Genomic DNA, 18,605 nt, shown 5'->3' on the forward strand with positions numbered 1-18,605 from the left:
TAATAAAAAAGCTCCATACTTATCTTAAGTCTGAAGCCTTTTATATCTCTAAAGCCTTTTGTCAAACAAAAGGCCTTAGCTTATTGATTTTAAGGCCCTTAAAGCAACAGCTTTAAGAGTCTTATTAAGTCACAGGACTATAAAGTACGCTTAACTTCAACGTTCTCGAAGACTTCGATCTGATCGCCTACACGTACGTCTTGATAGTTCTTCACGCAGATACCGCACTCGTTACCATTTGGTACTTCCTTAACGTCATCCTTGAAGCGACGTAAAGAATCAAGCTCACCTTCGTAAATAACCACGTTATCACGTAATACACGAATTGGAGCTGAGCGCTTAACAATACCCTCAGTAACCATACAGCCAGCAATGAAGCCAAACTTAGGATGACGGAATACTTCACGAACATCAGCCAAGCCGATAATACGTTGTTGTACTTCAGCCTTAAGCATACCAGACATAGCACTCTTAACGTCATCGATAAGATCGTAAATAACGCTATAGTAGTGTAAGTCAACACCCTCAGTTTCGATAACACGACGAGCTGGGGCATCAGCACGTACGTTGAAGCCTACAATAATGGCAGAAGAAGCAGTAGCTAAGGTTGCATCGGTTTCAGTAATACCACCTACGCCAGAGCCAATAATGTTGACCTTAACCTCATCAGTTGCCAACTTGTTAAGAGCATCAGAAATAGCCTCAACAGAGCCCTGAGTATCAGCCTTAAGTACCACATTAAGCTCTGAAGCTTGATTGTCCTTGAACATGTTCTCAAGCTTGGCCTTTTGCTGCTTAGCAATCTTAAGCTCACGGAACTTACCTTGACGGAATAAAGCAACTTCACGTGCCTTCTTCTCATCACGTACTACAGTTACCTCATCACCAGCATCTGGCACACCAGATAAGCCGAAGATCTCAACTGGGAAAGATGGGCCTGCTTCATTTAAGTTCTGACCCTTTTCATTACGTAAGGAACGAACACGGCCATACTCGAGACCACAAAGAACCACATCACCCTTATGGAGAGTACCCTCACGTACTAAAATGGAGGCTACTGGGCCACGACCCTTATCAAGGCGGGACTCAATAACAACACCAGAAGCTAAGCCCTCAGCTACAGCAGTAAGCTCAAGAACTTCTGATTGTAACAAGATAGCCTCTAATAATTCGTCAACACCCTGACCAGTCTTGGCAGAAACTTCAACGAACTGAACCTCACCACCCATGGACTCAGGAATAACGCCATGTTGGATTAATTCATTAGTAACGCGCATTGGATCAGCACCTGGCTTATCAATCTTATTGATAGCCACAATTAAAGGTACCTTAGCGGCGTTAGCGTGTTGAATAGCTTCTAAAGTTTGAGGCATTACACCGTCATCAGCAGCTACTACAAGAACAACGATATCAGTTACCTGAGCACCACGAGCACGCATTGCAGTAAAGGCGGCGTGACCTGGGGTATCTAAGAAGGTAATACCAGAACCACGAGTATCTACGTGATAAGCACCGATACGCTGAGTAATACCACCAGCTTCACCAGCTGCAACCTTAGACTTACGGATAAAGTCTAATAAAGAGGTCTTACCATGGTCTACGTGACCCATAATGGTAACTACTGGAGCACGTGGTAATGCCTTAGCATCAACCTGACGGTCAGCTAAAATGGACTCTTCAAGCTCGTTTTCCTTACGTAAAACAGCCTTGTGACCCATTTCCTCAACAACGATCTGAGCAGTAGCTTGATCGATAACCTGGTTAATATTAACCATTTCGCCAAGCTTCATTAAGCACTTAATAACCTCAGCACCCTTAACGGCCATCTTTTGTGCAAGCTCAGCTACAGTGATAGTTTCACCTAAAACTACTTCACGAGATACTGGAGCTACTGGACGGTTAAAGCCGTGCTGTTGCTGGTTAGCCTTAGCTGCACCATTGCCACCACGTTGATTGCGAGCTTGAGCCTTCTTGCCAGGGCGATTGCGGTTATTACCGAAGTTTTGAGTCTCGCTCTCCTCACGCTTCTTAGCAACAGTCTTGTTGCGATCGCTATTGCGGTGACGACCACGGTTCTCTTCTTCACGCTCTTGACGGGCCTCAGCCTCACGAACATAAACAGAGGCGTTAGATAAGCTGTCAGACTCGTTAATGCGACGACGCTCTTCTTCCTCAGCTGCCCAACGGGCCTCATTTTCTTCAGCTAAGCGGCGAGCCTCTTCAGCTTGACGAGCAGTCTCTTCTTGTAACTTACGAGCACGCTCTTCTTCCTGGGCACGCTTTAACTTTTCGTTTTCAGCATCTTCTTCGGCCTTAGACTTGGCAGCTTGAGCAGCCTTGGCTTGAGCCTCAGCCTTAGCTTTAGCCTCAGCCTTAGCTTTAGCCTTGGCCTCTGCCTCTGCTTTAGCCTTTTCTGCCTTAGCTTTAGCTTCTGCTTCGGCTTTAGCTTTGGCCTCTGCTTGTGCCTTAGCCTTTGCTAATGCCTCTGCCTCAGCACGTTCTTTTTCCTCTTGCTCTCTACGAGCAGCTTCAGCTTGTTTTGGATCGAAGTTTAACTTCTTCTTGTGAACAACTTGAACCATTTTGCGTTTGCCTGTTGAATCCTGCACCTTAACAGTGGAATGGGCAGAACGATTTAAAGATAAGCGAGAAGACTTATCCTCATTATTCTTAGACTCATCTACCATGTATACTTTTCCTCTTTACTGTTGAGCTGCATTGTCTTGCGCAGAAGCGGCAGCATTGTCTTGAGCGCCATCTTCTTGGGCAAACCAGGTTAAATTACGAGCGGCCATAATAATGTCGCTTGCACGTTGCTCATCAATACCTAAATCTAAGAGATCATCAGTTGCTTGCTCTGCTAGATCCTCTAAAGTCTTAATACCATTAGCAACTAACTGCATAGCAAGTTCGGTATCAATAGACTGAATCTTCATAAGCTCTTCAGCGCCCTGCTTCTTAAGGGCATCTTCATGAGCAGCAAGAGCCTTCTTAGCATTCTCTTGTAAGGCCTTAACTAACTCTTCGTCTAAGCCTTCAATCTCTAAAAATTCTTCAGCAGGAACGTAGGCTACTTCCTCTAAAGTGTGGAAGCCTGCATCAGCTAATACCTGAGCAAAGTCCTCATCAATATCTAAGTTCTCAACAAAGAACTTAACAATTTGAGCAGCCTCTTGAGCTAATTCCTTATCCATTTCACTCTCAGCCTTAACTTGGAGGTTCCAACCTAAGACTTGAGATGCTAAACGAACATTTTGACCGTTGCGACCAATAGCTAAAGCTAAGTTTTCATCGGCAACAGCTAAATCAATGCTGTGTTTTTCATCATTAATAACAATACGTGAAACCTCAGCTGGCTCCATAGCATTAGTAACGTACTGTGCTAAATTTTCGTCCCATAAGACTACATCAATGCGCTCGCCACCAAGCTCATTGGATACTGCCATAACACGAGCACCACGCATACCAATGCAAGCACCACGTGGGTCAACTCTCTTATCCTTAGAACGTACAGAAATCTTGGCACGAGAACCAGGATCACGGGATACACCCATAATCTCAATAACATCTTGGCCAATCTCTGGTACTTCAATTCTAAATAGTTCAGCTAAGAACTCTGGGGCAGTACGAGAGCAAATTAATTGAGGGCCCTTACCTTCAGGCTTAATATCAATTAATAAGACACGAATACGATCACCACGACCAAAAGTCTCATGAGGAATCATTTGATCACGGCGTAATAAACCATCTGCACCATTACCTAAGTCCAAAATCATGAACTCACGGCCAGGACGCTTAACAGTGGCATTTACTACATGACCTAAACGCTCACGCTGCTCAGCAATTAACTGCTCACGCTCAGCATTCTTTACCTTCTGAGATAAAACTTGCTTAGCAGTTTGAATGGTAATGCGGTCAAAAGTTACTGAAGGAATCTCATCTTCAATGATGTCACCCTCAGCAATGTTTGGATATTCTTCACGTGCAGCTGCTAAAGAAATTTCTTGTACTGGATTTGGTAGTGGACCATCAGTATCCACAACTACCCAGCGACGATAAGTGGTGTAATTACCCTCTTTAGGGTCAATCTCAACACGTACGTCGATATCAACAGTGTACTTTTTCTTAGTAGCAGTAGCTAAAGCTGTTTCCAAAGCCTCGAAAATTTTCTCCTTTGGAATAGCTCTCTCATTGGAGAGCGCCTCGGCTATCGCAATGATTTCCTTACCCATTTGGTATAACCTCTTTAATGATGCCTTAGCATCTCTCCTAAATTAATGCCGAAAAATCTGGCACAATGCGCGCTAAAGATACATTCTCAAACGCGACCACAAATTCACTTTGAGCGTTCTTATCTAAAACAGTAAAAGAACCATCATCCTCTACTTTGATAAGTTTACCCTCTAGCTTACGGCGTCCTTCTGAGGCAATTTTTAATGACACGCTCACTTGCTCACCGACGCTCTTAGCTAAATGTTCCTTGGTGAATAAAATGCGATCTAAGCCTGGAGAGGAAACCTCAAGAATATAGGCTGGATCGATAAGATCAGCACTATCTAACATTGGGGATAAAGTGTTGGTAATTTCGCCACATGCATCAGCATCAACACCATTTTCACCTTCTACAAAAATTTGTAAATGAGCAGTGTTCTTGCCTACTCTATAACGTAAGCCCCACAGCTCCATGCCATAGGATTGAACAATCGGCTCAATGAGCTCTTGAAGCTTTTGCTCTAAACTTCCAGCCATTAATACCTCATAAACAAAAGGACAAACCAAGTAATCTTTTTTACCTGTATTTCATCATGAAATCTGTGCATAAATATGCTTTATGAACTATGGATAAGCACTAGAGCAAACTTTAATTCATATGCCTATTATGGATGTATTTTGGGATGAAAAGAGTGGCCAAAAGCCTTTGACAGGTAAATTCAAGAAACAAAAAAGCCCCGATAAGGGGGCTTCTTTTAAAAGTTGCACCTTTTTCGCAAGTGCAACTTGAACACTCTGTAATTCTATGAGAGTGCAAATTAAACTTGCACGCCATCGGGCGATGACGTAGTAGCAATGATTTTTTTGATGAACTTTAAAACTAAAAAACCATATTAGCTACCATTCTTTAATAGCGCTTAATGCTATTGTTGCGACTAACTAAAGTGGCTCAATTTATACCAAAATAATGCTAATAATGCAAGCAAAATCAAGAAAAAAAGCCTCGTTTGGGCAATTGATTAAGCCTTGATTTTGACTCTTTATGATCTGACAACCGCTACTTGAATCGCCAAAATACCAAGCAAGCTCACAAAAAATTATTCCAAATATTAATTATGATTATGCTATGCTTTTTTATATGTAGCTATTTTTAGATTCAAGACCTAAGGGTAAGACTCTGGTAGTTCTTGTAGGCTACAATTTTAGCCTTAGCAAGATTAGCAAATACCACTTCCTATACAGGTTAAACTTGCCTAACGTACAAGAGACAAGGACAAAACCTCATTGTCCTGAAACTTTTGTGAGAGAAAGATACCTTATATTATGCTTTTGCCTCTCTTGGTTAGATCTATGCCTATTGATTGTTAGTAGGAGAGCATTTTATGCCTGACTTTCGACTAAAAGTCTTTTACTCTGCCGCTAAAAACCTTTCTTTTACTAAGGCTGCTCAAGATCTGTTTATTAGTCAGCCTGCCGTTACTCGCCATATCAAAAACTTAGAAGATCAATACCAAGCACTACTATTTGAGCGTCAAGGCAATAAGTTGGTATTAACTGAGGCTGGCGACTTACTATTGCATCATGCTGAGCGCATTTTACAAGAGTATCACTCCTTACAATATGAAATGCACTTACTACATAATGATCATGTAGGACAATTGCGTATGGGAGCTAGTACTACTATTGCTCAATATGTACTACCACCTTACTTAGCTACTTTTGTTGAGGACTTTCCACACGCCGACATTTCCATGCTCAATGGTAACTCCAGATTTATTGAGCGCTCTTTAGATGAAAGAACTATCGATTTGGGCTTAATTGAGGGTATTACCCGTCTTCCTATGTTTACTTATACGCCCTTTTTAGAAGATGAGTTGACCATTCTAACTGCGGCCAAAAATAAAATTGGAACTAATGGCAACCTCTACATTGAGGAGTTTAAACGACTACCTTTAGTGTTAAGAGAGCGTGGCTCTGGAACCTTAGATGCTATTGAACAACGCCTCTTAGAACATGGCATTAAACTAACTGAGCTTAATATTCGCATTTATTTAGGTAATACCGAAGCTATTAAACTCTTTACTCAAAACTCTGAAAGCTTATGTATTTTATCTAAACATGCCGTAACCAAAGAAGTTAATCAAGGCCTCTTAAGACCTTTACGTGTCCCAGGCTTAAAATTCACTCGCTCCTTATGCTTTGTTCAGGCCCCAGGCCCTCAACAAGCTCTTGCTCTTCGTTTTATGGACTATGTCAAAAAAGAGGCCCTCAAAGCCACCCCTATTACTTTCTAAAAAAAATAAGTCCTAATTAATTGCCAACTAACATAGCAACCCCTGTAAAGTTGGCAATGGACATCCCTTCTAAAGAACCTACATATTCTCTTTTTCTACGCCCGCCCCGCCCCTACCGTCGCAATTACAGACTTTAAAGAACAAGCATCAAAAATTTTTTTAACAAAATTTGTAGTCCCAGTTAAATTGTTAGCCCTCATACTTTTAACACGAGCACATTCTATCATCTACATGATAACTAAGACGTAGGGGAGAGAGCTTAATAAATTGTTAGCCCTCCTGACTAATAAAATTATTTACATCAGAGAAAAATGCCCTTGGCTCACATACTGACAAGAGTCCGATTTTTGTAAATAAAGTATAAATAAATGGCCTTAGATAGTGGTATTTGAAAAATTAATTTTTACATTAACAGTTTGAATTTTAACAAACATTTTAATATTAACTGTTTGTAAAAAAATGTTTTATTTTAGCTAATCGTTAACGTTTGCGGAAAATCATTGCAAGTAAAAATCAGTAGTCATTATAACTTTTTGTTATGAGAGATAGTTAAATATCATTAGATCATTAGGCAAAGTTAGCGTATCTTACAACCACATCTTAAAGATGAGCTAAGTACTCACTTTACTATGCATTTTTAATTCTTTATTAGTAGGAAACAAATGTTTAAAAAAGGACATCGTGCAAACACCCTTAATGGTGTGTTATTGGTCGCTTTATTTTCATTGGCAGCTTTTTACATTTCTCAACTGCAAGTAGTTAAAAGCTTATCCTTAAGTCCTTTAATTGTAGGTATCCTCTTAGGAACTCTTTATGCGAATACTTTAAGAAGTAAGTTACCTCAAGAATGGGTTCCAGGAATTAAATTCTGTACAAAGCAAGTGTTGCGTACAGGTATTGTGCTTTATGGTTTTAGACTAACTTTATCGGATGTTTATGCTGTAGGACTTCCTGCCATTGTGGTAGACCTTATTATAGTCATCGGCACACTGGGCATTGGTATGGCCCTGGGCAAATTGTTAAAAATGGATAGCCAAACTACACTAATGACATCAACTGGTAGTGCTATCTGTGGTGCAGCTGCTGTATTAGGCGCAGAATCAGTAGTTAAATGCCCTAGTCATACCACCGCTGTTGCAGTTTCAACAGTGGTAATTTTCGGAACTATTGCGATGTTCTTATATCCAGTTATGTATCACTCTGGCTGGTTAAATGACTTAGGCGATATTGGAACAGCTATCTATACTGGCGCTACTTTACATGAGGTGGCACACGTAGCCGCAGCTGGCAATGCTATGGATCCTACAGATACTTTAGGTATTGCAGGCACAGCTACTATTACTAAGATGATTCGCGTCATGCTCTTGGCACCAGTGCTTGTAGTAATGGCTATTGCCCTTTCATATCAACGTAATAAAGCCTCAAACACTGACGGCAACAATGCGGTAAAAGAGCGCACTAAAATCACTATTCCATATTTTGCCATTGGTTTTATCGTGATTATTGCTCTCAATACTTTAATTGGAGAATATGTAGGTGTAACTAATGTTAAAGATATACCTTTCAATAGCACTATTGAATATCTCGATACTTTCCTTCTTACCATGGCTATGACAGCTTTGGGTATTGAAACCAGTATCGACAAGTTTAAGGCCGCAGGAGCCAAACCATTTGTACTAGCTTTACTACTCTTTGTTTGGTTACTAGTCGGTGGTTACTTCCTATCCTTGTACATTCCTCAGTTATTTATTTAACTTAGGAAAAAAATCTAAAGGCTAAACGGTGCCTATCACTCAAGTCTAGGTGATAGGTACAAGTTAAGAAAAAATACTAGGATGAAAACTGTTCTAAATACGATAAGAGTCAGTTCCACTTAATGGTTAGTTTCATGAACATGAATAGCTACAGTTAAGTAATTTTTCCAACCCTATTGTATTTTTACTGAATTTAGATTAAAAAACATACTAACAACTACAATGTCGCCAGTCATCTTGCATAGGGGTGGCTGGCATCCTAATAAAACTGTATCTGCACATGCTTTAAAGACGATCGTTAGTTTTGCTTATTATCTACCATTAACTCTATCATTGCGCCCCTATTGCGCCCCTATTGCGCCCAAAATCTCTCCTCGCCCCACCAAACCATTACCCCTACAGCAATTTCACAGCTACCTCTAAGAACTTGTTCATTGCCAAAGAAACAAATCACCAAAGCAGCAAAGTCCCAAAGCTAAACTCTCCACTACCACAACTTTTGTTGGCTTACGCTTGTAAAATAATACTTATTATCATTTAAAGCCTAAAATAGGCTCTTTCTTTAAATCAGCCCTCATCACAAAATATTTCATTAATGCTAAAATAAAACTTCGAACCGTAAACTTACAGTGGCTTGTTAATACTAGCCTTGGGATAGACTGTCATGATTACGGTTCGAGTTTTTTTAAGCAAAGCTCACCTAAGCTTAGTTGTAAGCACTAATCAAACCTTTGCTATGAATCCTATCCTTGCCTTTGCTGCCCTTACTATCCTAAATTACAAATTAAGCTTACGAGGATGCCCTTTTAGCTAAACAGTATCTGTTTAGTTGCTATTATTTTGTTTTTAATACCATGGCTAAATTCATCTCATCATTTAAGTATGTACTCTTAGCTCTTACTGCGCTGTTTTTAACATCTTGTGCTTCATCTTTACCAGAAGGTGCTAGCACCCCTAAGCTTAAAGTTGAAGGTCTGAGCCTTTCTAATCAAGACGATCAGCCTAAATTCGTAATTAGCTACACTATTGAGCATAAGTCTCAAAGTGCTTTGCCAATTAAGGCTATCGATGCTGATGTGTTCTTAAATAATGTCAAAGTGGCTACTTTAAGTAAAAAGATCACTAATGAAAATATTGCCCCTAATGAAAAGCAACAACTATCTTTAGAGGTTCCAGTAAACTTAGTAGGCGATGCCAGCATTGACTCTATGACCAACAATTCTTTGTTAGTACTACAAGGTTCTTGCGCTTTAACCGTCCACTTTACTGAAGATGAAGAGTTGGTTTCATTCCATCCAAGCAATAGCTACTCTGGCTTAGTGAGTGTATTGCGCTAACTACAGAATTAATTTTTCTTTCTAAATTAATATTATGAGTTTTGTTTAGTATTTTAGGTATTTACTATGGCTTTTCATGTTCGTTCTAGCCAATCTTTTGAGCCACGTGTAGGCACAGCTCAATTTGTCTTTGGCGTGATTTACGTTTTAATTACTTTAATTGCACTTTCATTGGCTTTTTATGTACGCTCTGAGGGTCAAGATGGCTATTTACAAATGTTTATGGCTGTCTTGTTTGCTATCATGGCTGTTAAGTCTTTCTTTATTGCCAGCCGCATTAAAAGCCTATTAAATAATGGTACTTATATTGAGGCTGAGGTTGACTCTTGTGAGCCAGTAAGAGGCATTACTGTAATTAAAGGCGTTATTGATGTCCCTGAGTTTGGTCTTATTCATATTGAATCTCGTTTAGTTGGTGAGGCTCCAGCTCACGAAATCAATCGCTATATGAAAGAGCACAATCAAAACAAACTACCAGCTTTAATTGTAGGTGTTAAGAGCAATCGTCCACGTGGTATGTTCACTGTTAAGTGCAAAAATGGCCACTTAGTTGAAGAATCCTTAATCTTACAAGAGCAAAAAGAAGCAGCAGCTCAAAAGGCCAAAGAGCTTGAGCAAGAGTTTGATGCCTTACAAGCAGCCCAAGATGCCAAAGCCGCAACAGCAGCTACCGCTGCTAGCGCAGCTGCTGATGCAGCTACTGACGCAGCCGCTACTGGCACTGCCAAGGCCGAAGAGGCCGAGGCCGAGGCACAAGCAACTGCTTGTCAAGGTGAGCAAGATAAGCCATTTGAGCAGGGTAAGAGCAACGCTCAAGAACAGTCTCAAGCTAACAAATAATCAAGTAAGAGCATCATTTTGATGCTACTTACTTATGGAATAATACTATTTTACAAAAGCGAACCTTTAGGTTCGCTTTTTGTTTTATAATCAAAAATCTTTTATTTTTGCGCTTGCATACTTAGCTTAGCTATCTTAGGATCTTAAGATCGTTTTTTGCAAAGCGCATAATTAAATAAGCGCATTAAGAGCATCATTTAAAGGTTAGCAGCAATAGAGCATGTGTCTAACCTAGCTATTATTAATTTGGAGCAGTTCAATGTCTCTTGTTTCTATCAAAGATGTATTAAACCATCAGTGCACTGTAGGTGATACCATCACTGTTGGCGGTTGGATCCGTACCCGCCGTGATTCTAAGGCTGGCTTTTCTTTCTTGGCTGTAAATGATGGCTCCTGCTTCAATAATCTTCAGGTCGTAGTTTCCTCTGATTTGAGCAATTACGAGAGCGAAGTATTAAAACTTACTACCTCATGCTCAGTAATGGTTGAAGGTCAGTTAGTTGAGTCTCAAGGTCAGGGCCAGGATGTTGAGCTTAAGGCTACTAAGGTACAAGTATTAGGTTTTGTTGAAGATCCTGATACCTACCCAATGTCTGCTAAGCGCCACTCTGTAGAATACTTACGTGAGTATGCTCACTTACGTCCACGCACTAATTTAATTGGCGCTGTAATGCGTATCCGCAACTCCTTAGCCTACGCTTTACACTCTTTCTTCCAAGAGCGTGGCTTTATGTGGGTTTCTACCCCTATCATTACTGCATCTGACTGTGAGGGTGCAGGTGAAATGTTTACTGTCACTAACTTTGACTTAGAAAATCTCCCTAAGAATGATCAGGGCAAGGTTGACTACAGTGAGGACTTCTTTGGCAAGCATGCTTACTTAACCGTATCTGGTCAGTTAAACGTTGAGACCTATGCTTGTGCTTACTCTAAGGTTTATACCTTTGGCCCAACTTTCCGTGCTGAAAACTCCAATACTACTCGTCACTTAGCCGAGTTCTGGATGTTAGAGCCTGAGATGGCCTTTACCGACCTTGATGGTTGCGCAGCTGTAGCTGAGGATATGCTTAAGTACGTATTTAAGCGCATCTTAACCGAGCGTGCTGATGATATGGCCTTTATTGCTGAAAGAGTAGATAAGAATGCTATCACTCGTTTAGAGGACTTCATTAAGGCTGACTTTGCTCAGGTTGACTATACTGATGCCATTGAGATTTTACAAAAGTGTGGCAAGAAGTTTGAAAACCCAGTTAAGTGGGGCATCGACCTTCAGTCCGAGCACGAGCGTTACTTAGCTGAAGAGCACTTTAAGTCTCCTGTAGTAGTTAAGAACTATCCAAAGGACATTAAGGCCTTCTACATGCGTCAAAACGACGATGGTAAAACTGTAGCTGCCATGGACGTATTAGCCCCAGGCATTGGTGAGATCATTGGTGGTTCCCAGCGTGAGGATCGTCTTGAGCTCTTAGATAAGCGCATGGAAGAAATGGGCTTAAACAAGGACTCCTACTACTGGTACCGTGATTTACGTCGTTATGGCTCCGTACCTCACTCAGGCTTCGGTTTAGGCTTTGAGCGTTTAATTGTCTATATTACTGGTGTAGGCAACGTACGTGATGCTATTCCATTCCCACGTACCCCACGCAATGCCGACTTCTAATTAAAAAGAAATAGATTAAGATTAATCTAAAAAAGCCTAGCTGTATTAAGCTAGGCTTTTTTCATAACTAAACTCCACTAAAACCTACCATAACTACCATGACCACATTGGCTATCTCTCCTATCATCACTACTATGGGCTTCTAAGTCCTACTGTGGCTCCTATGGGCCTTTATAGCCACTACTACCACGTCTACCCTATATGTCATTCAAGCTCATGCTAGGGCACTAAATTATAAGCAATGTGAATCAGCAAAAAAGCCTGGCTAATAAACTGCACATCAGTAGGCTGAAGGTGGAAGATGGACGCAGATTGCTCTTTGCAGATTGCTCTTTGCAGGCTATGTGTTACTGTTTGCTCAATATACTTATGCTGTTAGTAGTTTGAGCTAACATTGACGCTTAGACTGGCGCTTTTTGGGCTAGATAGGCTCTTGAGGGCTGGTGCTTTTGCCTATCTTTTGCCTAGCTTTTGTGAGCTAACAAACAGATTTGTAATTAAAAAAACATTCCCTACTAGCATACTAGTTTTTAGTCATATACTATAATAAGGTTATTAGCTATATTTTCAATGTAAATATCAAATAACAAACATAACTAGCAACTAGTACACTAGTGTTTAGTACTAGCTGGTTAGTTTACAATAACTAGAGCTTTACTTATTGTTTGGATACATTTTGCAACAGTTCTTCCCTTGCTTATCCTTACCAACGCTTTATCGATGATCACTTTTTTCGAGGAATCCTATTTATGTCAGTTGCTAACACTGTAAACCTTCCTAAACTTAGGCTTTATCCTAAAAAGGTCATCAGCCCGCAAATCTACGACTTTTTACGTAAGCACATTACTGAGACCACCATTAAGCCAGGCACTCTACTTTCAGAGAACTCTTTATCAGTTCATTTTAATGTCTCACGCCAACCAGTTCGTGAAGCTTTAATGCGCCTAAGCTATGAGGGCTTATTATCAGTATTACCTCAAAGAGGCTCTATTGTTGAACGCATTTCAGTAAGTGAATTAGTGCAAACTGTCTTTGTGCGTACTGCTATTGAAAAGGAATGTGTACTTAACATTACTAAACTTGATGAGCGCACTAAGAGACATTGTCTCAATCAAATTGAAAAGGTGCTTGACCAACAGCACAATATTAGCCATGACGATAATTTAAAGTCTAATTACTTAAGCTTAGATGATTTATTCCATGAGCGTCTTTGTGCTTTATCCAATGCTCCAATGGCCTGGAATACTATTCAAAGTATTAAAGGACAAATGGATCGTATCCGTTTCTTATCCTTTGAAACAGAAGGTCATGCCGATGGTGTTACCCATGAGCACGATGAGATCTTTGAGCGTCTAAAGGCCAATGATATTGATGGCACCTTAGAGCTCCTAACTGAGCATTTAAGCCAAATTATTAAGACTCACAAACCAATTATGAAGCGTTACAGCGATTGGTTTAGCGATGGCAGCAGCTCTTTTTCTGATGATTAATAAAAATAAAGCCCCTAATTACTTTAATTAGGGGCTTTATTTTAAAGTCTAATTGTCATCACTTTCAAACCATTCAGCATATTTCTTCTTAATGGGTTTATGAGTAATCATAACCTCATGCAAATGGCTATTTAACAGCTCTTTAGCTTTTTCAAAGTCATAGTTCTCAATACACTTTAAAATAGCCTCATGATCGCTAATTAAGCCCTCTAAAGGCGACTCTACACCCATAGATAAATAACGAATACGATCAAGCTGTCCCTTACATGATTGCACTACCTGCCAGGTCATAGCACAGTCAGAAAAAGAACAAATAAGCTCATGGAATTTATCATCCAAAGGCAAAAATGAGCCTGCTAAATTATTAGGATCGCTCTTATTCTTTTGCTCTTCTAAATTGTCTTTGAGCTTATTAAGGATTTTGGTGTATTTACCTACTGATAACTTAGCAATGTTATCAATACTAGAACACTCCAATGAGGAGCGAATAAACACTACTTGCTTTAAATCACTAACAGAAATCTTCTTAACTACAGTGCCTTTTTGTGGGATCACAGAAATTAAACCATCATGCTCTAAAGAGTTTAAAGCCTCACGCACAGGCTGACGAGACACTTTAAAATGAGCAGATAATTCGTTTTCAGAAATAGTAGAGCCAGGACGAATATTGGCAGAGGTGATCTGATATCGTAAAAACACATAAATTTGTGCAGATATGGTGGACTTGGTAGATAAGCGTAGTCTTGGCAGTTCCATAATATCAAAGCACCCTATTAACCCATAAAAGACTAATTGAGGCGCATCCTCCGTAAATTTAAGTAAGTGAAATATAGAGCTGTAGGCGGCAACTCTCATCAAATTTTTTTCATACTAACCATAGCGCATATAGGCTCAAGGACACTAGTAGCCCAGTTGTAACTTAGTTTTATAGTTAGCATACGCTTTTTTTAAATAAAACAAAACTATCAAAGCTTAAGAATGTGAGCTTTTTAAACTACCAAAGTTAATTCTTTCTCGTTAAATAAGCTTAAATAGCGGTGAAATTAATACTGGATCCTTGGATCCAAGTTACTCCATCTACGAGCTTGAACCATTGTGACACCATTGAGCTTTGAGCTTTGTTATGAATTGCTCTGCTTTTTTACCCACGATGTTAAGTCCGCAAAAACTATAGATAACTACTAATAAATTAGGCACCCGCAATAAAAATTACTAAGGTGCCTAAAATATGATTTCTCTTATCGCATGAAATTATTTTATTTAGCATAGCCTGGCTATAGCTTAGCAAGACAGTGCTGCGCTGTGCCCAGCTTAGCTTAGCTTAGCTTTGTTTTGCTCAGCTGGGCTCTGCTTTGCTTAGCTGTTCTTTGCTTCTTAGAAGTGGATTTGAACCTTCATGGTCTCTGGGGATAAGGCAGCATCCATAGCCTTTTGGATGTCCTTGGCCTCATAAGAAGCACTTAATAAAGGAAGAGGATCAATTAAGCCACGCTCTAAGGCACTTACGCATGGACCAAATTCCTCATAGAAACGGAATACTGATACCCACTTTAAGCCCTTAACTGCAAATGCGCCAAAGTCAGTTGGCTGGTGGCCAGAACCATACATACCTACTTGAGATACTACACCCTCAGGGCGAGTCATCTTCATAGCTTGAGTAGCAGCAAAACCATTACCAGTGGCTTCAATACAGCAATCAAAGTGGCCCTTGTTCTCACACCACTTCTCAATTTGCTCTGGATTGCTCTTAGAATTGCATACCTCATCAGCACCCATCTTAAGAGCAATGTCTAATACTTGATCTCTAATGTCTACTACAGTTACACGATCAGCACCTAAGGTCTTAGCAGCGGCAGCACATAAGCAGCCGATTGGGCCTGCACCCATTACTAAAACATTTTTACCAATCACATCACCTAAACAATGTACACCGTTGTAAGCAATACCTAAAGGCTCAGCAAAAGCAGCCACCTCAGGCTTCATGTTCTTAACTACACGGCATTGGGCCTTGTGTACTACTACCTTTTCAGAGAATAAGCCTTGTACATGAGGGAAGGTAGCAGCAGAGCCTAAGTGACGCATATTTAAGCAATAAGAATACTTGCCTACTTTACAGTACTCACAATCAAAACATGGACGAGCAGGACGTAAAATTACCATGTCGCCAGCCTTTAAGCCCTCGACATTAGCGCCAACTTCCTCAACGATACCGCAGCCTTCATGACCCATAACAATAGGCTCACGGACAACAATAGCTGTACCAATGCCGCCTTCGGTATAGTAGTGCTGATCAGAACCGCAAATACCGCCAGCTAAAATTTTAACTTTAACCTCATCAGCTTCCTTGATAACTGGCTCTGGAATATCTTCAAAACGAATATCACCCTTACCATGGAGAACACATGCTTTCATGAAAAACCTCACTTTATGTACTGATAACGCCAAAGAAAGTTAAGCGTACTCAACATATTAACTGCATTAAACTTGTTAACTTGGATCCTACAATACAATGACTAAGTAATAATTGATTGTCTGTCACATAATTTAAAAGAAATATTCATTTTGAGCAAGTTATCTAAATAATAGCGCATAAAAGTAAACTGTTTATGAATGGCTTTAAATAAGGGCTTTATCGCTATATAGGGATAAAAGTTATTAGTTAAGCAATACGCACAAAACTGTGATCTACTTAACAAATCAAACAATCTTGAATCCTTGTATACAAGATGCCGCTATGATGCATTCTTATGCCAAAAATCGGCAATATCTACCCCCTATTTTTTGCAAGTTATTTTTAGCAAATAGTGCAAAGTGTGATGCACCCCTCAAACATATGTCTGTATTTTGGATATTCTTTACACATCCCAAAAAGATTGGGATCCCACTATTTGATCGTTGGATAGCGGTGCTTATTATTGTGATTTGAGGATTGTCGCATGAAGTTATTAAAGTCTCTTTTAGCTGTAGGTGCTGCCGCTGTTTTAGCTGCTACCCCTTTAAGTGCTGCTCAAGCTAAGAGCTATCGTGTTATTTTTGCAGGTTACTTTGGTCCTGATCATCCAAACTCCAGAATGATGGAGCACTTCAAAAATGAGCTCGAGCAAGTATCCGACGGCCAATTTAAGGTTACCTTAAAGCCAAATAACGAAGCTGGCGGTGAAGAGAAGATCATGGAATTGTGCAAGAGAGGCACTATCCAGATTGCACAAGTTGGTGGCTTAATTAAGAATGATGAGCCAATGATTGGTGCTTGGGAGCAGCCATTTGTTATTAATGGTTGGGATCACGCACGTGAAGTATTCTTATCTGGTGGCATGAAGCAATTTGAGGGTGACTACACCGCTAACTCAGGCGCTCGTATTGCTGGCGTAATTGTAAATGGCTTCCGTCAGATTTCTTCTTCTTTCCCTGTAACCAACATGAAAGAACTCGGTAAGATGAAGATCCGTACTCCATTAAATGAAGTATTCGTACAATTATTCAAGGCTTTAGGCACTAACCCAACTCCTCTCCCAGCTACTGAGCTCTACACTGCTTTAGAGACCAAGGTTGTAGATGGCCAAGATAACCCATACTCAATGGTTAAGTCCATGGGCTGGTGGGAAGTTAACAAGTACATGCTTGAAAGCCGCCACATTTTCTCCCCAACCTTCGTGTTAGTTAACGACAAGTGGTACGGCAAGTTAGACGATCAAGCTAAGGCTTGGTTCGATACTGCAATGGACAACGCTGTTAAGTACAACTGGGAAATCTCAGAGAAGGATGAGGCTGATACTGTTGCTTTCTTCAAGCAAAATGGCGTAACTATCACTATTCCAAGTGCAGAGTTTAAGGATCAAATGGTTAAGGCAGCTCAACCTGCATGGGATTGGTTTGACGCTGAGGTTCCAGGCTCTAAGGCTATCCGTGACTACTGCGCTAGCGTAGATCCAGCTAAGAAATAATAACTTTTAGCTTCAATTTATTTAAAGGCTAGGCACTAGTCCTAGCCCTTAAGCTAGGCCCCTGCGCCTAGCTTAAGTAACAAGTTTCAAGCAACTTAAGCGCTAATTTTCTTTTAATCAAGAGCTTGATTCAGACCAAAGCTCACCGCAGACACTCAAAAGTATTAATCAACAGAGCTCTTTTTTTTAATTTTATAAAGTGCTCGTACACATTTAAAAAGACAATTAGCTTAGCTCTTTTGGTTAGCACCTCGGCTAAAAGCATTTTTTCTGATAATTAAATCTCCATTTTATAAGCTTTTATTCTAAGTAAGTTTTTCTTACCTTGGGATTACTACGCCCAAAATTTATAAAGTGCTCGAGCACATAATTATCACAAAAAGTACTTAAAGCCCGCATTTACACAAGCAACCGTATCTTATTAAGTTAGCTGAACTAATTTTCCCAACTTTTTGCCACAATTGTATAGGTATTTGTTTATGGAAAATCTGATCAAAATTGCCAGTACCATCAACAAAGGATTGTGCTGTGCCTTGCTTCTAACCATGGTGGGCTTTGTATTTGCCAATACCGCCCTACGCTATTTCTTTAATTCAGGCATCATTATCACAGAAGAGCTTGTTAGATACTTGTTCTTATGGGCCATCTATTTAGGTATTGTGTCTGTTTGGTTTACTCGTGGCCATATTCGTGTTACCACAGTGACCGATCGCTTAACTCCAAGACAAGCCATTTACTTCTCTGTAGTATTCGAAGTTGTCTCCCTTATTGTGTTATTAACCTTAAGCTATGGCTCTTATTTATACTACATCGATACTACTACCGTAGGTCAGGTAACTGGTATCCCTTATTCAGTAATGATTTTAGCTGTCCTTATTGGTACTTTCGCTTGCTCTGTAATTAGCGTTGCTCATATTAAGCAGGACTTAGCTTTATTAAAGCATGACGATGCCACTTTAGAGCGCTTAGCTAAAGAAGCCAACGCCCTAACTGCTGATAGTGCTGATCAAGAAAACATTAGCAAGGCAGAAGCTGCTGCCCAAAACAAGCCATCAGACTCTGATAAATAAGAGG

Annotated in this window: 13 protein-coding genes; 8 read left to right on the top strand and 5 right to left on the bottom strand. The window is 40.1% G+C overall.

Features of this window, described 5'->3' with window-relative positions:
• Positions 1-137: 137 nt before the first annotated feature.
• Genes infB through rimP form a run of 3 tightly spaced genes read right to left on the bottom strand, consistent with a single transcriptional unit; the run spans position 138 to position 4,749 of the window.
• Complete coding sequence (gene infB, locus MXE38_RS02595; RefSeq protein ID WP_246910908.1) at positions 138-2,687, bottom strand: translation initiation factor IF-2; 2,550 nt, start codon at positions 2,685-2,687, stop codon at positions 138-140.
• 15 nt (positions 2,688-2,702) lie between these two features.
• Positions 2,703-4,232, bottom strand: a complete 1,530-nt coding sequence (gene nusA, locus MXE38_RS02600; RefSeq protein WP_246910912.1) for a transcription termination factor NusA — start codon at positions 4,230-4,232, stop codon at positions 2,703-2,705.
• Positions 4,233-4,269: 37 nt separating this feature from the next.
• A complete protein-coding gene (gene rimP / locus MXE38_RS02605) occupies positions 4,270-4,749 on the bottom strand; it encodes a ribosome maturation factor RimP (protein ID WP_246910917.1) in 480 nt (159 codons plus the stop codon).
• A gap of 845 nt (positions 4,750-5,594) precedes the next feature.
• On the opposite strand from rimP, the gene MXE38_RS02610 reads away from it, so the two are divergent.
• The 6 genes from MXE38_RS02610 (at position 5,595) to MXE38_RS02635 (ending at position 13,587) form a co-directional block, all read left to right on the top strand.
• Positions 5,595-6,506 (top strand): LysR family transcriptional regulator, encoded by a 912-nt coding sequence (locus MXE38_RS02610; RefSeq protein WP_246910919.1) that lies wholly within the window; start codon positions 5,595-5,597, stop codon positions 6,504-6,506.
• A 662-nt stretch (positions 6,507-7,168) separates the two neighbouring features.
• Entirely contained in the window at positions 7,169-8,260 is a 1,092-nt protein-coding gene (locus MXE38_RS02615; RefSeq protein WP_246910922.1) for a YeiH family protein, read from the top strand.
• An 854-nt stretch (positions 8,261-9,114) separates the two neighbouring features.
• The gene (locus MXE38_RS02620) at positions 9,115-9,597 is read left to right on the top strand and encodes a hypothetical protein (protein WP_246910925.1); all 483 of its coding nucleotides are present in this window, start codon (positions 9,115-9,117) and stop codon (positions 9,595-9,597) included.
• Between the two features lie 66 nt (positions 9,598-9,663).
• A complete protein-coding gene (locus tag MXE38_RS02625; protein WP_246910926.1) occupies positions 9,664-10,437 on the top strand; it encodes a hypothetical protein in 774 nt (257 codons plus the stop codon).
• 259 nt (positions 10,438-10,696) lie between these two features.
• On the top strand, positions 10,697-12,097 hold the full coding sequence (gene asnS / locus MXE38_RS02630; RefSeq protein ID WP_246910929.1) for an asparagine--tRNA ligase: 1,401 nt from the start codon (positions 10,697-10,699) through the stop codon (positions 12,095-12,097).
• A 749-nt stretch (positions 12,098-12,846) separates the two neighbouring features.
• On the top strand, positions 12,847-13,587 hold the full coding sequence (locus tag MXE38_RS02635) for a GntR family transcriptional regulator (protein WP_246910932.1): 741 nt from the start codon (positions 12,847-12,849) through the stop codon (positions 13,585-13,587).
• Positions 13,588-13,635: 48 nt separating this feature from the next.
• On the opposite strand, the gene MXE38_RS02640 is transcribed toward MXE38_RS02635, so the two are convergent.
• The gene (locus MXE38_RS02640) at positions 13,636-14,343 is read right to left on the bottom strand and encodes a GntR family transcriptional regulator (RefSeq protein ID WP_246910935.1); all 708 of its coding nucleotides are present in this window, start codon (positions 14,341-14,343) and stop codon (positions 13,636-13,638) included.
• A 618-nt stretch (positions 14,344-14,961) separates the two neighbouring features.
• On the bottom strand, positions 14,962-15,999 hold the full coding sequence (locus tag MXE38_RS02645) for an L-idonate 5-dehydrogenase (protein ID WP_246910937.1): 1,038 nt from the start codon (positions 15,997-15,999) through the stop codon (positions 14,962-14,964).
• A gap of 524 nt (positions 16,000-16,523) precedes the next feature.
• Between MXE38_RS02645 and MXE38_RS02650 the strand changes: the two genes are divergently transcribed.
• Positions 16,524-17,531 carry a TRAP transporter substrate-binding protein gene (locus MXE38_RS02650; protein WP_246910940.1) on the top strand — a complete coding sequence of 336 codons (1,008 nt, stop codon included), beginning with the start codon at positions 16,524-16,526 and terminating at the stop codon, positions 17,529-17,531.
• Positions 17,532-18,010: 479 nt separating this feature from the next.
• A complete protein-coding gene (locus MXE38_RS02655; RefSeq protein ID WP_246910951.1) occupies positions 18,011-18,601 on the top strand; it encodes a TRAP transporter small permease in 591 nt (196 codons plus the stop codon).
• Positions 18,602-18,605 lie beyond the last annotated feature (4 nt).

This window comes from Anaerobiospirillum sp. NML120448 (assembly GCF_023050945.1).
Lineage (GTDB): Bacteria > Pseudomonadota > Gammaproteobacteria > Enterobacterales > Succinivibrionaceae > Anaerobiospirillum.